Origin of the sequence: Candidatus Fukatsuia endosymbiont of Tuberolachnus salignus (assembly GCF_964030845.1) — a bacterium.
In the GTDB taxonomy this organism is placed as follows: Bacteria; Pseudomonadota; Gammaproteobacteria; order Enterobacterales; family Enterobacteriaceae; genus Fukatsuia; species Fukatsuia symbiotica.
Genome location: NZ_OZ034983.1, coordinates 2,029,775 through 2,045,677, shown reverse-complemented (window position 1 = coordinate 2,045,677; position 15,903 = coordinate 2,029,775). Strand labels below are relative to the sequence as shown.

Below are 15,903 nucleotides of genomic sequence, written 5' to 3'. Positions count from 1 at the left end.
AATATAACGAGAAAAGGCATCGCCATCCAAAATACAACGTTTTCAATCACGGGATTATTCATCACAGTTTTTCCTTTGAAGTAACATCGGCTTTTGCGTTAAAAATGCGCCTTTTTTCCAATGCAGATTGAAAAGTACTTATTACTTAAGCCAGATAATGCTAAAGGGAACAAACGGGATGCTGTAGGTGCCTTTAAGGCACCTATGCTCCTTTTTTATTTTGTAGTACGGGCTTGCCGTTGCTATTTAACGGAATGAAAGTCCGTTCATTTTACACATTGCTGCAAAGCAAACAGCACAAGACGCACATGGAATATGGTTAGCAGGCCATGAAGTGAACGAGGCTCAAATTTGATTTTTGCCGCCTCCAGTGTCTGTTTCACGACTTTGTACGAGATTGATCGCAATTCTGAAATTTCTTTTTGTGACACGCCCAAAGAAAACAGCATCGCCGTTTCAAATTGCACCGGTGTTAATTCAGGAAAAACTTCCCGTAATTCAGGAAATTGGGTAATATCGATGTTAGCCATTACAGCCTCTAGGATAGGTTGTGGTGGTTAGCTGACAGGGGTGGTTGTCGCCACCGCTGTTAGCGCTAGGGTTAAGTGATATAAACGGTGATGACGTCACCGTTTCGAGCGGTTCGCTAAGCTGCTCAGTTTCTTGCAGGTGCGAGTCCTGCTGCAATAATTGGTTAGTTTGATTGCGTAGCTATGGCGTACATGTGGAAGGCGACTGAAACATGGAAGCAACGCCGGATAAACGTTGCCCCTGACCCAGTCCGTGGGCGCGCGCAAGCACACAGCCCGTAACGAAAGTGAACCTGAACAAGCCTCGTAAATGTCAGCCACACGGCAATGCTGGGAGAGTGTGGTGTAGGGTGGTTCCGCCGAGCCTTTGGAATGGGGGCGAAGGTCATCGAGTTCTAGTGGATTAACTAACCACTTGAAGCTAGAACGGGAACTCGGGGTATTGAGGATGGGATGTGCGCATAGAACTGAGCGGAACGAACGAGACCTCTACCCGTCGTGGTTTAACCCACCGCGTAATTGAAGATATAAGGTAACCGCCGAAGTTCGAATAGACGCGGGATAGAGGAGTCGGAGGAGGCCATAGTACTGTTGATGATGAGGACAACATAACCTCGTCGGAGAGAAGGGCCTCTGCTTCTGTCATGCTATTTTTTGTAGGAGGCATTACGTGATTGCGAAAGCTGAAAACACGTCGCTAGAAAGAGTGCGAGTACTGCAACGAAAGTTATACCTAGCAGCCAAGACGAATCCAACACGGAAATTCGGCGTGCTGTATGACAAGGTGTGTCAGATCGATGTGTTATGGATGGCCTACAAGCAAGTCCGAGCCAACAAAGGTGCCCCAGGCATCGACCAGCAGACTTTTGAAGTCATTGAAAAGGAAGTTGGAGTTGGGTCATTCTTGGCTGAAATCCAAACAAAACTCATGGAAAAGAGGTACACGCCTCTGCCGGTCAAACGGGTGTACATCCCCAAGGCTGACGGAACGCAAAGACCTCTAGGCATTCCCGTTATCGCAGATCGTGTTGTTCAGGCAGCGGTGAAAATTGTTATCGAACCTCTTTTTGAGGCTACCTTCAAGGATTGCTCGTATGGCTTCCGGCCTCGGAAGAATGCACAACAAGCATTGCGGGAAATCTACAAGTGGCTGAATTTCAAGTGCCACTGGGTGGTAGATGCGGATTTGAAGTCGTACTTTGACACAATTCCGCACGATAAATTACTGCTGTCCGTTCGAACCAGAGTCATTGATCGCTCGGTTGTAAAGCTGATCGAGATGTGGCTTAAAGCTGGAGCGATGGAAGAGATGAAAATCCGGAAGGAGACGACCGGTACGCCGCAAGGGGGAGTAATTTCTCCCTTGCTCGCTAATCTCTACCTGCACTGGCTTGATTCGACGTGGGAGAAAAAGGCGTTCGGTAAACGTCCGCATGATGCTCATATCGTGCGATATGCCGACGATTTTGTGATTTTGTGCAGCAAGCGCCCGGAGTTTTATCTGGATCAGGCCAAGAAAGTCTTAGACCGACTTGGGTTGACGCTTAATGCCAAGAAAACGCGGATAGTTAATGCCATGAAAGAGCCGTTTGACTTTCTAGGTCACAGGTTCGCAGTTCAACCATCGAAAGTGACGGGCGAGTTGAAGACCTTTTACTATCCGACTCCCAAGGCTATGAAGTCTGTTAAGCAGAAAATCCGTGATGTTGTCCGAAAAGGGCAGCACTGGGATTGGCCCACATTGGTGAAAGAAAAGGTAAACCCGATTCTTCGCGGATGGGGGAATTACTTCAAGACAGGTAATTCAAGGAAGCATTTCTTGAGCATAGCGAATTACACGATATGGACACTCTGCATCATGTTGCGGAAGAAGCACAAGAAACGGGGTAAGGGGTGGAGGGACCACCCGCCGTCCTGGTTCTACGATTACCACGGGCTGTTTAAGCTGTACAGCCTGTCCATAACCGGAGATGAAGGGAGTCGGTATGCCCGACCTGTGCCGTCGTAACGCTGTGGAAAGAAGACAGTCGGAAAGCCGTGTGCGGGAAAACTGCAAGCACGGTTTGACGAGAGGTCGCTGGGGAGATGATGTCAAACCAGAGACCTACTCTACAGAACCAAGTACCTTTGCGCAACCTAAAAGCAATTTAGCACTGGTTCGAAATCGTCATGTGTGACGCTCAGACGTTGCTTCGACTGTGTAACCCCTGGTGACGGCGCTAGTCGCTGTCTGACTCAAACAATGATTAGGATCACCCGATGACAAACCCGCTGTTGACTGCCTTTTCCCTGCCACCTTTTTCGGCCATTCGCCCTGAACATATTGTGTCTGCAGTGCAAGTGGCACTAAAAGAATGTCGACAATCGGTAGAAAGAGTGCTCGCACAGCAAGAGCCCTTTACTTGGGATAACCTTTGTCAGCCGCTAGCTGAATCTGATGATCGACTCGCACGTATCTGGTCGCCAATTAGTCATCTAAATGCGGTACAAAACAGTCCGCAATTACGGGCAGCCTATGAACAAAGTCTGCCGTTGTTATCCGAATTTAGTACGTGGTTAGGACAGCACAAAGGGCTATATCAGGCCTATCTTAACTTGCAGGCAGGATCGCATTTTGCCAAGCTGAACACGGCTCAGCGCACTGCCATTGAAAATACACTGCGTGATTTCAAACTATCGGGGATTGGTTTAGCCGCAGAGCAACAGAAACACTACGGTGAAATCGTCGCTCGATTGTCTGAACTGGGTTCTGCCTATAGTAATAACGTGCTTGATGCCACCATGGGCTGGAACAAATTGATTACCGATGTTAAGCAATTACATGGCTTGCCAGAAAGCGCCCTGGCGGCAGCAAAAGCGATGGCTGAAGCTAAACAACAAGAAGGTTGGTTGTTAACACTCGATATGCCAAGTTATCTACCAGTGCTAACCTATGCGGATAACGCACAATTGCGGCAGGAAGTGTATTATGCCTACTCAACACGTGCATCCGATCAAGGGCCACACGCCGGCCAATGGGATAACAGCACTATCATGGAAGAAATACTGGCACTGCGTCACCAACTGGCACAGCTTCTGGGCTTCGTTAACTATGCGGATAAATCGCTGGCAACCAAAATGGCGGAAAATCCGCAAAAAGTACTGAATTTCTTAAATGATCTGGCAAAACGTGCCCGCCCACAGGCAGAACGAGAACTGGCTCAGCTACAAGCTTTTGCCAAACAGTATTATGGTATCGACGAACTGGCCGCCTGGGATATCACTTATTATTCCGAAAAACAAAAACAGCACTTATTTTCAATCAATGATGAACAATTACGGCCGTATTTTCCTGTAGGATCTGTGTTAAAGGGCCTCTTTGAAGTGGTAAGACGTATTTATGGCATTGAGGTCAAAGAGCGCCATGACGTTGATACCTGGCATTCAGAGGTACGTTTTTTCGATCTATTTGATGCTAATGGAGAGCTCTCTGGCAGCTTCTACCTTGATCTCTACGCACGTGAAAACAAACGTGGCGGTGCCTGGATGGATGACTGTACAAGCAGCCTACGCTTGGCTAACGGCAAACATCAAAAACCGGTGGCTTATCTGACCTGTAATTTTAACCCCGCGGTGGGTGATCAACCGGCGTTGTTTACACATGATGAAGTCACAACCCTGTTCCATGAATTTGGTCACGGCTTACATCATATGCTGACTAAAATTGATATTGCGGGTGTATCCGGTATCAGCGGTGTGCCTTGGGACGCGGTGGAACTACCTAGCCAGTTTATGGAAAACTGGTGTTGGGAATCGCACGCACTGGCATTTATCTCCGGTCATTATCAAACTCAGGAGCCATTGCCAGAAAAGATGCTAGATAAGTTACTGGCAGCGAAAAATTATCAGGCAGCGCTATTTATCTTGCGTCAACTGGAATTTGGTTTATTCGATTTCCGTATGCATTGTGAATATGATACTGCTAAGGGCGCACAAATTCTCCCAACACTGTATGAAGTAAAAAAACGGGTAGCCGTTGTCCCTTCACCTATCTGGAGTCGCTTCCCACATGCTTTCAGTCATATTTTTGCCGGAGGGTATGCAGCGGGTTATTACAGTTATTTATGGGCAGAAGTGTTATCAGCGGATGCTTTTTCTCGTTTTGAGGAAGAAGGTATTTTTAACGCGACAACCGGTCAATCTTTTCTCGATAACATCTTGTCTCGAGGAGGATCAGAAGACCCCATGCTCTTATTCAAACGTTTTCGTGGGAGAGAACCACAATTGGACGCCATGTTACGTCACTATGGTATTCAAAAAGAGGATGTCGTGCCTAGGGTCTAAAAGACGGTTCCAAATCTTTTTCGCTGTGCTTAGAAAAGGAAAAAATGGGCGAAAAAGCGCAGTTTATTCTTTGTATACAAGAGTCTAAGGGAGAAAATGAGCATTTTGAGCTCATTTCTGACGAAGTATCAGCGAGTATAAGAGATTTCTAACAGGCTCTAAGCCATACCTATGAATATTTGTTTACAGTATGAGGCAGGTAGCGATCCCAAAGCTCTATCGGCTCTGGCTGAACGTTGGGATCTGACCGATGACAACCAAACGGCTATGGCGCTGATTTTAACATCTGAACGCCTTGAACTGCGTAAAAGAGATGAAGCCAAACTTGGCGGGATCTATGTTGATTTTGCTTCCGGTACCATGACACATCGTCGCCGTTTTGGTGGAGGGCGTGGTGAAGCGGATAGGTATTAAAAAAAGCTACCTACCAACGGTGGTAGATGCAACCGCAGGGCTGGGAAGGGATGCTTTTTTACTGGCGGCACTAGGTTGTAACGTACAGATGCTAGAACGTCATCCGGTAGTCGCTGCGCTATTGGATGACGGTTTACAACGGGGCTACCAAAATGCTGAAATTGGTTCTTGGTTACGTGAACGCATGACGCTACTACACACATCCAGCCTTACGTCTTTGGCTAGCATCCTACCACGACCTGATGTGGTATATCTTGATCCAATGTATCCTCACCGGCGAAAAAGTGCGTTGGTAAAAAAAGAAATGCGTGTTTTTCAGTCGCTGGTTGGGACAGATGACGATGCTGATGGTTTATTGGCTCCTGCTCGTGAGTTAGCTGTCAAACGGGTAGTGGTTAAACGTCCTAGTTACGCACAACCCTTAGCGGGTGTCGTAGCGCAAGCGGCGATTACGACTAAAAATCATCGCTTTGATCTTTATTTCACATAGTGCGAGTATTTTATTTATGATAAAAATCAATAAATTAAAAACAAAAAGTCACAATCGATCGAAATTAGGTCAAAATGCCGAGTGGATTAATTTCATCTTTTAACGTCTGACTCGATAGCTCAAAAGATAATAATTAGTGTCAAATTTCGTCCCACTCACTCCCTCTGCTATCACGATATTTATCCGTCATGGCAGAGGATTTGTGTCCCAGTAATTTTTGTGCAAAATCCTTACTGTTAGCTTCACTATGCAGCCTCGCTGATAAACTTCTGATTTCATGAAATGAAGGCGGTGTTCCTTGCCATTTCAAGCCTGATTGTTCTCGTAAGTCTGTAAATCCTTGTGACAATCTTTTAGGATTGAGGTGAGTTTTTTTCTTCCATATAAATACGTACTCTTCACCCCTTATTTGTTGTCGACAATCAGCGAGAACACCTTCAAGGTTCTTGTCAATCACTTCCAGACTCAAGGTTAAGGGTATCGCCAGTTTCATCCCTGTCTTCTGTTGCTCTACCCACCATTTTCCATCATGAATATCTTGCCATTTCATTCTCTGAATATCCCCTACTCGCTGACCCGTAAGTAAGGCCAAGTCCATGCTTAAACCTATCCACGGCTGCCGTTGGTTTGCTGCCTCTCTGATCACAAGAAACTCTTCCAGTGATAAACGTTCTCGCTGTATCTGTACGCGAGGATTCTTCGTCGCTGTAGCCGGATTGGTTGCCAAATGCCCTTCTGCAATGGCTTCATTAAACATATCGATCAACAAGCTGCGGATTAATTTTGCACTGGCGGTTTTCCCTTGATCGCTGTAACTATTTAAAAATTCAGCAATGTCTTTGGTGGTAAGGGTATTCAATGTACTATCAGGAAAAGCCTGGGTGATGGCCGTTAATCTTGATTGGTAGTCTGTGAGTGTCTTAGGACGAAGACCACGTTGATGCAATTTTTCCTTAAATCTGGCTACCCATTCCGTCACCGACAGCGTATTAACCTCGTTGATCCTGTCTACTAAGCTATGACGTCGGTCAAAAATCTGCATATTCATGGCGATCGCTTCGTTGACCGCCACGCGTTTTACGCTCCCTACGCCGTATTCCTTGCCCGTCCGTGGGTCTCGATAGCAATAGTAGCCATTATTACGGACATACAAATTAGGGGGTAGGTCTCGGTTAGCCGGTTTTCTTTTGCGTGCCATGATACAGTCTCTCCATTAAGTGCTTTCCGGCGTAACTGGCGGGTTTTGTGGGGTCAATCTTCACGGCATTAGCGTTAACAAGGTATTCTCTGCCATCGAGCCGTGGTGGCGGTTGGATGACACCTGAGCGTACCCATCGGCGTACTTGTTCCATGCAACGCGGGCGAGGCTGGTTTTGATTCCATTGCTTGAGGCTGATTTCCATCGCAGCGCTTTCCTTATCAACGTTAAAAATGTCATGACCTCGTCCGTGTTTTAGACAGAAGAGTCATGGAGGGTCATGTGGATAAATTTATTTCAAGAATAAAAAATAATGACAGGCTCTCTCTGCTAAGAGAAAGCTGTCAGTGATGAAAATAAAGGAAGGGAGAATAAATATAAATAAACGCGGATAATAGCAATAATAACGCGTCGTTGTGCTTAGAAAGCCTATTATTACAATATCATGATGACGGTCGACTCCTTTTTAATTTTTCAATGTGGCAATCATCGTGTCTTGAGCTATTTCACCATAATGGTCGACAAGGTATTGAGCGAAATGAGCTGCAGTGATTTTATACTCAGAGTGAGCACTGATAGATGCGGCAAAGGTTTCAAGTTTTTGGTAGAGGGTTGCGCCAATATAAACCATCTCTGACGGTTCTTTCATCACTTTTTGTAACATAATGCTTCCTTTTTTTAGAGATAACATGTAAGCACTCCACTTGTATTGACAAGATGAAGCCCTACGTTAAACGCATTATTTTTCGAAGAAACAATAAAATGGTTTTATGGCAATCGATGTGTAGGCTTTTTTTTCTTCTTGAACCAAAGCCTTAATCGATTAAACCAATTTTTATTTTCATTTCGCTTAGCTTCCAAGACCTTATCTTTTAACGCTCGTTTTCTCGCTCTGCTCTGTCTGTTGCTCATAAGAAAATCTCCTACTCAATACACTGTATCCCAGGACGTATAAACGCGTGGGGAACAGTGCGGTCAAAGCCGGTTTGATGACAAAAATGTTTAAAGTCTCGCAATGAATGCACTTTCGCTTTTTGGTATAGAATACGAATTCTATTTTCTATTGTGCGATGAGAACGTGCCAATTTTTTACCTATTTCCTTGGCACTCATCGTGCGTAATAAATAAAAGACTATCCTCAGTTCAGATTGTGTGAAGAGATTCGAGGGCGGTTCCAATAATAGCGTGGCAGTCAGCTTGTCCACGTAGTGTGGCAGTGAAATAATAGCCAGTTTTCTGCCATAAAAAACGGTGCCGATGCATTTCTTTCTTTTATTATGCAACGGAAAAGTTTCGTATAAATAAGGTTGCAGTTTCTGTTCACGACCAAAAAAATGCGTTTTAATGAGGGTAATTTTTTGCCCGCTTTTTATAACCTCTCTTTCCAATTTTTGAGTTATTAAAGAAAATTCTGCAATACACGTAGGAAGTTCATCATCACGCCGCCCTATCACATCAAATCCTTGTGGCAAATTGAAAAAGTCAAAAAAAGCACGATTGGTATAAATAAACCGTGAGTCACAGTTTTTTATTCCCCAAACATCTTGACTATTTTCCATCATTTGATGTCAGAGACAATGAACGTAACGACAAGTTAATCTTATTCATAAATTATTCTATGAGTTTTTTTTTGTTTTTTTTCGTGCACATGAGTCGCGAATAAAATAGATAACCGATATTAAAATAAGCGGGGCTAATAGGATGAGAAAAGGCACCGTCATCCAGAATACAACGTTTTCAATCACGGGATTCTTCATCACGGTTTCTCCTTTGAAGTAACATCGGCTTTTGCGTTAAAAATGCGCCTTTTTTCCAATGCAGATTGGAACGTATTAATTACTTAAGCCAGATAATGCTAAAGGGAATAAACAGGATGCCGTAGGTGCCTTAAAGGCACCTATGCTCCTTTTTTATTTTGTAGTACGGGTTTGCTGTTGCTATTTAACAGAACGAGAGTCCGTTCATCTTACACATTGCTGCAAAGCAAACAGCACAAGACGCACATGGAAGATAGTGAGCAATCCATGAAGTGAACGAGGCTCAAATTTGATTTTTGCCGCCTCCAGGGTCTGTTTCACAACTTTGTATGAGATTGATCGCAATTCTGAAATTTCTTTTTGTGACACGCCCAAAGAGAACAGCATCGCCGTTTCAAATTGCACCGGTGTTAATTCAGGAAACACTTCCCGTAATTCAGGAAATTGGGTAATATCGATGTTAGCCATTGTAGCCTCCCATGAGGTTGTGGTGGTTAGCTGACAGGGGTGGTTGCTGCCATCTCTGTTAGCGCTAGGGTTAAGTGATATAAACGGGATTGCGTCACCGTCGCTATTTGTAAGTTGTTGTGGCTATTTATGTTTTCATGGTGAGTGACTCCGTGGGTTTATGATGCGATGCTAAGTTCTTTTTCGTGGGTGAAGTGCCCGTCCCAATGGGTTTTCATTGGCAGCTTATTTTTGCGGTAGAGGTCAAATAATCGGATTGCCCCTTTGCGTAGTAAAACCGGTTGGTATTTGATAAAGTCATCACCGCTATGAATGCTGATTTTATGTTGATGTTCCGTCAAATATCGGTCACGTGCATAAGAGGTTGCACGCCAGCGGATATGGGATTTACTTTCGTTATAAAGCCAATTTCTTTCTGCCAAGCAGTGATTAATCTGTTGTGTATTAATACCGTTGAGCATTTTGCAGAACTGAGTCGTCGTTATTCCTTCCTTAAACAGGTTCTTCAACTCCTTTAATTCCGCTTCCTGTTCTTTGTTCACTAAAACTAACCTGGTTTTTTCACGAAACTATTCTGCCCATGCTATAGCCGCAACAGGGGGGTCTTCGAAATTAGGTAATATGCAGACAGGCCGCGTTGCTTTCTCTTCCAGCTCTCGCCAGCGAGTGGCGACTCTATGGCGAAATTGAATACTGTAACCCATGACCAGTGTCATGGTTAAATCCTGGTCAAGCAAATACTCTTGATAGGTGCGACCACTGGTGTCTTTATAATCAGCCGAAAACTCGGCCGATTGAATGTTGATCGATTCGAACATTTTGCGACAATCATCGAGAACATGTTTATGCTGTTTACCCGTTAGTCGAGCAATTTCACGGCTAGACATTTTTACCTGTTGATAGATAGTGATGGCATTTGACATGGAGAAATTCCTTATCCTGAATTTATGTGGTGATTAACTCATAAGTGAAGTGTGATTTGCGGGCACTTCCCACCCGATAACCGAAAAGATACCCATCTTGGGATGACTCCAGCGTGCTGTATGTTTATTAATCGATTGACTGTCAATTGGTTCCTGAACGCTTTAAGCTCTTCACCTTCTACCTTGTGATAATGCTGTTCGGTGGTGATAACCCGCTGCTTGTGGTAGGTGATCACCGGTAAATTTTCGGGGCTTAATGGGGATTGTTGATGAATATTAATGATATTTGGCATGCAGAAATTCTCACAAATGAATTGCGATTCATAAAACCCCTGTACGTTACAGGGGTGGAAGATTAATTACGTCTTGGTGTTGTGCCAGTGGAGAGCTGGGCGTTTAGGCTTCTATTAACAAAATTGGCGAATACCATTCCATCTTTGAAACGGTCATAAAGACGACAGGCTAAGGGTGAATTTAGTTTTACTAATGCTGGATATATTTCATGCCACCACGAATCAGAAATGACGGTGAAATGTTTCATAAATGCTTGAATATGACAGCAATCGATTTCTAGCTGGGCGAGTTTGCCAAATGTCACCGACTGTAGACTCACATTATCCATTTCATTATCCAGAATATCTAGCACCCACTTTCTGAACTCTTTGGCTACTGGAGTACGAGCAAACATAGCTACCAGATGCGCACCCCGCAGGGAAAAAAGGCGGGTGTCAATTTCACGCAAGCTATTGTTTATTCCGTTCTCGGTCAATTTGACCGAGGTTGTCATACAGGAAGAAAATTCATCAGAATGGCGAGCGTAAATACGATTTACTGCGCTTTCATCCACATATTCCAGTGCTTGAATGAGTTGAACAGATGTAAACCAAACTTTGTTATCGCGGGTAATGAGTTCGAACTGATAGCTACGGAAAGTGAGTTGAATAGTCATTTTTTGTGTCCTGTGCAATATTTTGATTAAACCCTTTTTGAGAGGGTGGTCGGGTGCTCAAAACCGTACACAGTCGGCGGGCGTATTCCCTCCTCGGCAGAGGTGTTGTATTAGCCGCACGCCCGACCATATCAAAATAATATTTTGGACATAAAAAATCCGCGAGATGTCGGATGCGGTTACCGCTGTGTAAGGTGATTTGAGCACCTATACCCAAGTGAAATCAAGATGCAGGATTTAGCGCCTGGAAATTATCGTTTAAGCGAGATACCAGAGAACTTGCCATTTGTGGTAGCTTCACTTCAAAGAAGTTTAAGATATCGTTCTTAAAACTCTGTTTAGATGGGTAATATCTATTGTTTCGTGTTTGCTCATTCATCACCTTCCACAATCGCTCTGTCGGGTTTAGATTCGGGCTATACGGCGGAAGGTAATGAAGCTGGATATTCAACGTAAGCGCGGCGTCTTGCACAAACTGTGAACGGTGATAGCCTGCACCCTCGAGGATCACATGTGCCGTTGTCGTGATGGGATAATGCGCGCGAATGGCAGACAGGAAGTGAACCACATTTTCGCTGTTAATCGTCTCATCATCACGGATTATGGGGTTAGCCACATTCTGGATGTTCAAGGCTCCCATGATATTCAACCGCGTTCTGCTCCCGGTGGTCTCTGTCGTTTTATCCTGGCCTTTTCGTATCCAGCCGTAGCTTATTTTGGTGGCTTGTGTCGGATGAACGGCATCAATAAACAGTATGGGGTCATTACCCGCGGCGTCTTTCAATTCGCTGTAGGTCTTTATAAATTGCTGCTGTTTCTCAACGGCAAATTTATGCGGAACACCTTTCGGCTTTTTATAGCTAAAGCCATGCTGCTTCAACCCTTTATACAGACCTGATACGGTAAAGGTGATGTTCCAGCGTCCAGCGATATACGCCACAATTTGGTGATTGTGGTGGTAGAGCGGCTGGGTGAGATGTTCAACCAGCGACGTGGTCTGTTCCGCATTGAGATAGCCATCGGAGCCGCCATTTTCAGGCTTGAGCTTGTTGAGTTTATGATAGTCTGTAAGGTGGCGCCGCACCGTGGTTTCATTAATGAGCTGTGAGTGAGCAATCATAGGGGGAGTCCAGCCGTCTGCGGACAACAAAACACACCGGATCCTGTCACAGACACAGCGGTCATGGCTTTGACGATGTTGGGCTTCGAGGGTAATTTTCTGGTCAGCAGTCAGCTCTATTTTCATGGCTATGAGCATGATCCTTATCGACTTCAAAATCAAGCATCTTCATTGATCACGGGTATATACTATGAATATATATATAAAAAGCGCTGTTAAATGGACGATCGCCACAATGATATTGACTGGCATTAGCCATGCGTCTCCCGATAGGTCTACAGAATCGTCGAATTCGGTAAAAAACAATTTTTCGCCGCCGTTGATGAGAAAAACGTGCACACCAGGAAATACTTGTCAGAAAAGAGAAAATAGCTGGGAGGAGCAATTACAGAAGATGAAAAAATTAAAGGATAGGCGAGAATTAGAATTATACTGGGCCTCAATGGAGCCAGGTAACGGCTGTAGGTAAATTTAAGACAAAAAGTGGGATTTTGGACATGCATTGATTGTTGCAGGCCGTCCTTTCTATGGGCCATGGAATCCGTAGCGCGATTGCCCTGCCACTTCGCTGCGTTATCGTAATGGACAACGCTTCTTTCCGTAAGTATGGCATAGGCGGTATAAATTGATTTAAAATAAAGGGTCATAGAACAAGGTATCGATATCACATTGTCGCTTTCTACGAAGGGCTTTAGCTTGAGCCCATTTGTGCTCAATGGAGTTCATATCAGGAGAATAAGTGGGAAGATATTCCAGAATAAAGCCGGCTTGCTGTCTAGCAGACTGAATGTCTTGGCGCTTATGGAAACTGACATTATCCATTACAAGTACGGCCCCTGGAGGAGATTTTAGCAATAAATCTTGGGTGACCCAGGCATAAAAAATATCGCTGTTGATATGGCAGTCGAAGGTACAAACCGTGGTTAATTTTCCGTTAAGCTGGGCGCCAATGACGTTAGTACACGCTTTGGCATGCCAATCGTGTTGGCCGTAACAGCGCTTACCTTTCACTCAATAACCATAAAGACGCGGCATATCATGGGAAAAACCGCTTTCATCCACGTAAATTATCGGGGTACCACAGGCTTCATAAGCCTGTATCTTAGTCTGAAAATCTTTTCGTGCTTGGACGTCGATTTTGGGATGATAAAATGTTTTTTTATAGCTAAACCCAGCCCGTTTTAACGCATCGCCTATCCCTCGAGCACTGACCCCCATACGTTGAGCGCGTTCGTATTGAGACGCGTCAGGATAGGTTTCCACATCAAGGAGCAACGCGGCGTGATTTATTTTGGTCGCCGGTTTATCACGAGTTAGGCAAGGGTCGATACGTTTAGCCCAGCCCAGCGCATTAGGCTCGCTGTCCCCACACAAAAACGGGTGGCTGTTTCGGCATAGGTGAGCTTTTCTTGCTCTTTAATAGTCAACACATGTTGGCGGAATTTTAAGGGATAAGTCATCTATAGAAAGTGAAACTTTAATGGAGAGTTCATTTCAACAGTATAAATCAATTTATACTGCCGATGCTATATCAGGACATTCAGGAAACGATTATCCAGGCCGGTCATTGACTGGAATACTTACCTCCTTACTCACCTGACCTCAATCCTCACTTTTACCCACAATTTCTGTTATTAAGAATAATGAACAATCTCACATTTTCTTACAGGATCTCATATAGCGTAACGTATTAATTTTGATTACAATGTATAGCTAAATTATTTAACAGGGAGTTAGCGATGAGCCACTCTGTCGATTTTCGCCGTAAAGTTCTGGGTATTCGAGAGCAAGAAAACTTGAGTATCAGAGAGACCGCTAAACGCTTCCACATTGGTTCAGCTTCCGTTACCCGCTGGCTCAGTCGTATCGAGGTTAAAGCTTCTTCCCCCCGTCGGCGTAAGCTTGATAAAGTGGCGTTAGCTGAAGATGTTGCACTTTATCCCGATGCTTACCAACGGGAACGGGCGGCGCGCTTTCAGGTGTGCCAGAAAGCCATTTGGCAGGCACTGAAAAACCTGGGCGTCACCTATAAAAAAAAACCTGCGTCATCCCAAGGCAGACGAAGAGACACGGCGCGCCTTCCAGGACACGATAGCCTGCTATAAAAAGCAGGGAAAACCGGTCGTTTATCTGGATGAAAGCGGTTTCGCACACGATAGGCCACGAACCCACGGTTATGCTGCACGAGGTCAACGCTGTTGGGGTACCCAGGATTGGCAGGCTAAGGGCCGAACAAATGTCATTGGCGCGTTACTGGGAACCGTCCTGATGGCGGTCGGATTATTTTTTTGTTCCATTAACAGTGATGTTTTTTACGCCTGGGTTACCCATCGCCTTTTGCCTACTCTTCCTCCTCATTGTGTCATCGTGATGGATAACGCCAGTTTCCACAAACGTCTCGACATTCAGCAGGCTATCAGTAAAGCCGGGCATCGGATTGAATATCTCACTCCCTACTCACCTGCTCTCAATCCTCACTTTTACCCACAATTTTTGTTATTAAGAATAATGAACAATCTCACATTTTCTTGCAGGATCTCATACCCTCGCCAAAGCGACATGATTCCCGGTAAACCCTCGGCACGTCGGTTAAGAAATCCTCCCAATTGACCCAGCCATGTTATTGCCTGAAGCACTGTGGGGGGATGCTCGGGAAGGCGGCTTGTTGTCTGTATTCTACAATACAACGTTTGCCATTCTATCTTTGACAACACATCGGTGCAGGTAGCCTCAGGACACAACGCTGCCATTTTGGTCATATGCATCAGTTTGAAGGCGATAATGCTTTTGAGTGTGATCATTTTCGTTAATTGGGTTGCCGTATTTAAACGACATTGTTCAACACAACATCCTGATTTCAGTGTGTTGAAGAACTCTTCTATCTTCCATCTCAGTCTATACCCATTCACTTTCTCTTCTGCTTCAAAGGCGTCAGTGACCGTCAAATTGGTCAATAATACCCATTCGACAGGCGCTACTCCTTCTGGAGGAGGCTGTTCTTTAACACTGATGGCAGATACGTGAACCTTTTCATGGATATGCCGTGAAGCGTCTTTATTGGTAGGCCCATAAACTAGATTATTTCTAATGGGGAGCCAGCCTGAAATGGAGCGAATATCCACATAAGCCGTTCTTGCTACCCTTTGCTGATTTTTGGGCAGGGTGAGTGCTATGGTTTTTAAAATCGGCGTCTTTGACAAGGCGGTTTGCACCGTTGTTTTTTTCCCCTTTTCATCGATAAATTTTCTGTCTTTCCGGTTGCGGATAATAAAAAATGTTTTTAGTGAGCTTGCAACCCGAAAAAGTTCGAAAATATCCGCTTCTCTGTCTCCCAGCGTGATTAAGCAGGTATCTTTGGGTATCAGCGCCGCTGTCTCGTAGAGGGTCTCTATCCACTTAATACTTTCTTTCTCTTTCATTGTCGATTGATAAAGCCGCCGCTGTTTTTCCTGAGGGGGTTCCTCTCGGGAAACACGTGACCAGCATTTAAGCGAGGATAACCCAAGCGGCAAGCCCTCCTGAGTTACCATCAAACTTGCATGAAGCATCAACCCCATTTTATGTTTGTGATAGGCTTTAGATATACTTCCCAACCCCTCTGTCTTTTTATGTGAGTCAACGTTCAACTCTGATGTGTCCTGAAGAGAAAAAACCAGTGAATGCCCCTCCAGACGTTTTTGTGTTTGCACACAATGTGTACGGAATAGCGCGCTCTCGCTCACTCTCTCATT

At 44.8% G+C, this 15,903-nt stretch carries 17 protein-coding genes and 2 pseudogenes; 5 read left to right on the top strand and 14 right to left on the bottom strand.

The annotated features are described in order from the left end of the window. Positions 1-266: 266 nt before the first annotated feature. Positions 267-530: a helix-turn-helix transcriptional regulator gene (locus tag AAHH42_RS09890; RefSeq protein WP_119797145.1), complete on the bottom strand. Its 264-nt coding sequence runs from the start codon at positions 528-530 to the stop codon at positions 267-269. 670 nt (positions 531-1,200) lie between these two features. On the opposite strand from AAHH42_RS09890, the gene ltrA reads away from it, so the two are divergent. From ltrA to rsmJ, 3 genes and pseudogenes are all read left to right on the top strand, one after another. Then, positions 1,201-2,538 carry a group II intron reverse transcriptase/maturase gene (gene ltrA / locus AAHH42_RS09885; protein ID WP_342221018.1) on the top strand — a complete coding sequence of 446 codons (1,338 nt, stop codon included), beginning with the start codon at positions 1,201-1,203 and terminating at the stop codon, positions 2,536-2,538. A gap of 251 nt (positions 2,539-2,789) precedes the next feature. Continuing rightward, positions 2,790-4,853, top strand: coding sequence for an oligopeptidase A (gene prlC, locus AAHH42_RS09880; protein WP_342221017.1), 2,064 nt, complete (start codon positions 2,790-2,792; stop codon positions 4,851-4,853). 171 nt (positions 4,854-5,024) lie between these two features. Continuing rightward, positions 5,025-5,757: pseudogene (rsmJ, locus tag AAHH42_RS09875) on the top strand (16S rRNA (guanine(1516)-N(2))-methyltransferase RsmJ). Positions 5,758-5,896: 139 nt separating this feature from the next. Here the strand turns inward: rsmJ and AAHH42_RS09870 are convergent. The 12 genes from AAHH42_RS09870 to AAHH42_RS09815 form a co-directional block, all read right to left on the bottom strand. Next, a complete protein-coding gene (locus tag AAHH42_RS09870) occupies positions 5,897-6,955 on the bottom strand; it encodes a site-specific integrase (protein WP_072551146.1) in 1,059 nt (352 codons plus the stop codon). Beyond that, positions 6,930-7,160, bottom strand: coding sequence for an excisionase (locus tag AAHH42_RS09865; protein ID WP_072551147.1), 231 nt, complete (start codon positions 7,158-7,160; stop codon positions 6,930-6,932). Before AAHH42_RS09865 ends, AAHH42_RS09870 begins: the two co-directional genes overlap by 26 nt. 261 nt (positions 7,161-7,421) lie before the next feature. Further along, positions 7,422-7,619, bottom strand: a complete 198-nt coding sequence (locus AAHH42_RS09860; RefSeq protein WP_119797146.1) for a hypothetical protein — start codon at positions 7,617-7,619, stop codon at positions 7,422-7,424. Between the two features lie 259 nt (positions 7,620-7,878). After that, positions 7,879-8,517 carry a helix-turn-helix transcriptional regulator gene (locus AAHH42_RS09855; RefSeq protein WP_323586471.1) on the bottom strand — a complete coding sequence of 213 codons (639 nt, stop codon included), beginning with the start codon at positions 8,515-8,517 and terminating at the stop codon, positions 7,879-7,881. A 399-nt stretch (positions 8,518-8,916) separates the two neighbouring features. After that, the gene (locus AAHH42_RS09850) at positions 8,917-9,180 is read right to left on the bottom strand and encodes a transcriptional regulator (RefSeq protein WP_342221016.1); all 264 of its coding nucleotides are present in this window, start codon (positions 9,178-9,180) and stop codon (positions 8,917-8,919) included. Positions 9,181-9,338: 158 nt separating this feature from the next. Continuing rightward, on the bottom strand, positions 9,339-9,722 hold the full coding sequence (locus AAHH42_RS09845) for a phage antirepressor KilAC domain-containing protein (RefSeq protein ID WP_342221015.1): 384 nt from the start codon (positions 9,720-9,722) through the stop codon (positions 9,339-9,341). Positions 9,723-9,749: 27 nt separating this feature from the next. Then, positions 9,750-10,103, bottom strand: coding sequence for a Rha family transcriptional regulator (locus tag AAHH42_RS09840; protein ID WP_240313864.1), 354 nt, complete (start codon positions 10,101-10,103; stop codon positions 9,750-9,752). A 38-nt stretch (positions 10,104-10,141) separates the two neighbouring features. After that, positions 10,142-10,396 (bottom strand): hypothetical protein, encoded by a 255-nt coding sequence (locus tag AAHH42_RS09835; RefSeq protein ID WP_342221014.1) that lies wholly within the window; start codon positions 10,394-10,396, stop codon positions 10,142-10,144. Between the two features lie 62 nt (positions 10,397-10,458). Beyond that, positions 10,459-11,052, bottom strand: a complete 594-nt coding sequence (locus tag AAHH42_RS09830) for a BRO-N domain-containing protein (RefSeq protein WP_342221013.1) — start codon at positions 11,050-11,052, stop codon at positions 10,459-10,461. Positions 11,053-11,275: 223 nt separating this feature from the next. After that, on the bottom strand, positions 11,276-12,298 hold the full coding sequence (locus AAHH42_RS09825; RefSeq protein ID WP_342222058.1) for an IS630 family transposase: 1,023 nt from the start codon (positions 12,296-12,298) through the stop codon (positions 11,276-11,278). Between the two features lie 504 nt (positions 12,299-12,802). Continuing rightward, positions 12,803-13,183 (bottom strand): transposase, encoded by a 381-nt coding sequence (locus tag AAHH42_RS09820; RefSeq protein WP_342221012.1) that lies wholly within the window; start codon positions 13,181-13,183, stop codon positions 12,803-12,805. Beyond that, a complete protein-coding gene (locus AAHH42_RS09815) occupies positions 13,184-13,546 on the bottom strand; it encodes an IS630 transposase-related protein (protein WP_342221011.1) in 363 nt (120 codons plus the stop codon). A gap of 365 nt (positions 13,547-13,911) precedes the next feature. On the opposite strand from AAHH42_RS09815, the gene AAHH42_RS09810 reads away from it, so the two are divergent. Both AAHH42_RS09810 and AAHH42_RS14840 read left to right on the top strand, forming a co-directional pair. Next, positions 13,912-14,277: an IS630 transposase-related protein gene (locus AAHH42_RS09810; protein ID WP_342221010.1), complete on the top strand. Its 366-nt coding sequence runs from the start codon at positions 13,912-13,914 to the stop codon at positions 14,275-14,277. After that, positions 14,201-14,587, top strand: a pseudogene (locus tag AAHH42_RS14840) (transposase); the annotation flags it as partial. The gene AAHH42_RS09810 and the pseudogene AAHH42_RS14840, both read left to right, overlap by 77 nt. A gap of 65 nt (positions 14,588-14,652) precedes the next feature. Here AAHH42_RS14840 and AAHH42_RS09805 read toward each other — a convergent pair. Continuing rightward, positions 14,653-15,894: an IS4 family transposase gene (locus AAHH42_RS09805; protein ID WP_342221009.1), complete on the bottom strand. Its 1,242-nt coding sequence runs from the start codon at positions 15,892-15,894 to the stop codon at positions 14,653-14,655. Positions 15,895-15,903: the final 9 nt, after the last annotated feature.